Raw genomic sequence first — 2,348 nt, 5'->3', positions numbered from 1 at the left:
TACCAGCTCGTGCTGTTCGGATGCACCGCCGCCGGCTCTGCGGGCGCAGGTGTGCTCGCGGCCCTCTGGGATCCGGGACTGGTGGTCGTCGGGGCAGGGGTCCTGTGCGCACTCGGTGGGCTCTCTCTGCTGGTGTGGCCCATGCCCGCGACGGCAGGCATCGGTCGGGGGATCGTCGAAGTGCCCGGAGTCGAGGATCGGCCGCGCGCGGACGGCGACGACGACTCCGCCGTTCTGGTTCTGGTCCGGTATCGGGTTCCGCAGGCGCGGAGACGTGAGTTCCTCGACCTGATGCAGCGCGTCGAGCAGACGCGTCTGCGGACCGGAGCCAGACGGTGGCAGGTGTACGAGGATGCGGACGATCCGGATTCGGTCGTCGAGGCGTACGGGGTCGGCTCATGGCGAGAGCATGTGAGCCAGCACGAGGGGCGGACCACCGAGTTCGATGCAGAGCTCATCTCTCGGGCCCGCGCCATGAGCGACACTGCGCCGGAGATCGAGCACCTGCTCGAGATCCCGCGACCTCACCGCCACCGCCCTTCGACCATCCCCACGCACGAGTAGAGAGAGGCCTTCACATGGTTCCCGACGAGCAGTCCATCCCTCGCCCCGAGGTGCCCTCGCTGGGTGACCCCGATCTGCCGCAGGAGGGCGAGATCAACCTCGCCTACCGTCCGCAGAGCAACACGATGACCGGACCGCAGAACGAGGTCATCGAGTCGCAGTTCCCGAACCAGATGCACGCGCCGGCGACCGACATCAGCACGCAGCCGTTCTTCTGGTCCTCGTTCAACATCTCACCCCGCCGTGTGCAGCGCGGCGGCTGGGCACGGGAACTGACGAAGCAGGACTTCCACATCTCGGACGAGATCGCCGGAGTGAACATGTACCTCGAGCCCGGCGGCATCCGCGAATTGCATTGGCACCAGACCGCCGAATGGGCGGTCATGACCCGGGGTAAGGCACGGGTCACGACGCTCCGCCGCTCGGGCCTTCCCGCGGTGGCAGACGTGGAGGAAGGTGACCTGTGGTTCTTCCCCGCCGGCACCCCGCACTCCCTGCAGGGCCTCGGCCCGGACGGCGCCGAGTTCGTGCTCGCGTTCGACGACGGCGACCAGTCGGAGTCGAACACGCTGCTGCTGACAGACTGGTTCGCCCACACCCCGCCCGAGGTGCTCGCGAAGAACTTCGGTGTCGCGCAGTCGGTCTTCTCCGACATCCCGCTGCACAACCTCTGGATCTTCCCCGGGGAAGAACCGCCTGCGCTCGACGTCGACCAGGCCGCCGCGGGCGTGGAATGGGGCATGGAGCCCGTCATCTTCCGCCTGTCGCGGTCGAAGCCTCTGTACGAGAACTCCGGCGGATCCATTCAGATCGCCGACTCGACCAACTACGCGTACTCGAGCACGGTCGCCGCCGCACTCGTCACCGTCGAGCCCGGATCCATGCGCGAACTGCACTGGCACCCGAACGCCGACGAGTGGCAGTACTACCTGCGCGGCTCAGCGCGCATGACCGTCTTCAACACCGGCCCCCATGCGAACACGACCGACTTCCGCGCGGGCGACGTCGGCGTCGTGCGCAAGAACCTCGGCCACTACATCGAGAACACCGGCGACGACGTGCTGCAGTTCCTCGAGGTGTTCCGCACCGACAGGTACGAGGAGATCTCGCTCGCGAACTGGCTCGCGCACGTGCCACCGCAGCTCGTCGCCGCGCACCTGAACATCGACCCCGCGGTGCTGGCGACCTTCCCCCGAGGCGCACAGGGCATCACCCCGCTGCGCTGATCAGAGCGGCGCGACCTCGGCCAGGTAGCGGTGGATGAGGGTGACCGCCATCGCGCCTTCGCCGACCGCCGATGCGACGCGCTTGACGGAGTTGGCCCGGACGTCGCCGGCGGCGAAGACCCCGGGAACAGACGTCTCGAGGTAGTGGGGCGCGCGCTCGAGGGGCCATCGATCCAGGTCGCCGGGGGAGAGGTCGATGCCGGTGAGCACGAAACCGCGCCTGTCGAGCCGCACATCGGTGGTCTGCGCCCATTCGGTGTTGGGCGCTCCGCCGATGCAGACGAACAGGTGGGTGGCCGGCACCCGCGTGGTGGCACCGGCCTGGTCGAGGGTGATCTCGCGCAGGTGGTCGTCTCCGTCGACGGCCACGACCCGGGTATTCACGAGGATGGTGACATTCGGCTGTACGGCGAGTCGGTTGAGCAGGTACGCCGACATGGTGGCGGAGAGCGACGGCCCGCGCACGAGCACTGTGACGTGCGCGGCGTGCGCGGCGAGATTCATCGCGGCCTGCCCGGCGGCGGTCGCGCCTCCGACCACGCAGACGCGACGACCGAT

At 68.4% G+C, this 2,348-nt stretch carries 3 protein-coding genes; 2 read left to right on the top strand and 1 reads right to left on the bottom strand.

The window, feature by feature from the left end; genetic code table 11:
• Both J7E68_RS08990 and J7E68_RS08985 read left to right on the top strand, forming a co-directional pair.
• The coding region (locus J7E68_RS08990; protein ID WP_215171864.1) for an MFS transporter at nucleotides 1-564 on the top strand (564 nt) is incomplete at its 5' end.
• Between the two features lie 14 nt (nucleotides 565-578).
• Nucleotides 579-1,790: a cupin domain-containing protein gene (locus tag J7E68_RS08985; protein ID WP_215171862.1), complete on the top strand. Its 1,212-nt coding sequence runs from the start codon at nucleotides 579-581 to the stop codon at nucleotides 1,788-1,790.
• On the opposite strand, the gene J7E68_RS08980 is transcribed toward J7E68_RS08985, so the two are convergent.
• On the bottom strand, nucleotides 1,791-2,348 hold a 558-nt coding region (locus J7E68_RS08980; RefSeq protein ID WP_215171860.1), incomplete at its 5' end, for an NAD(P)/FAD-dependent oxidoreductase.

The sequence above is a fragment of the Microbacterium sp. ISL-103 genome (assembly GCF_018613995.1).
Lineage (GTDB): Bacteria > Actinomycetota > Actinomycetes > Actinomycetales > Microbacteriaceae > Microbacterium.
This window is presented reverse-complemented; position numbering and strand designations above follow the sequence as displayed.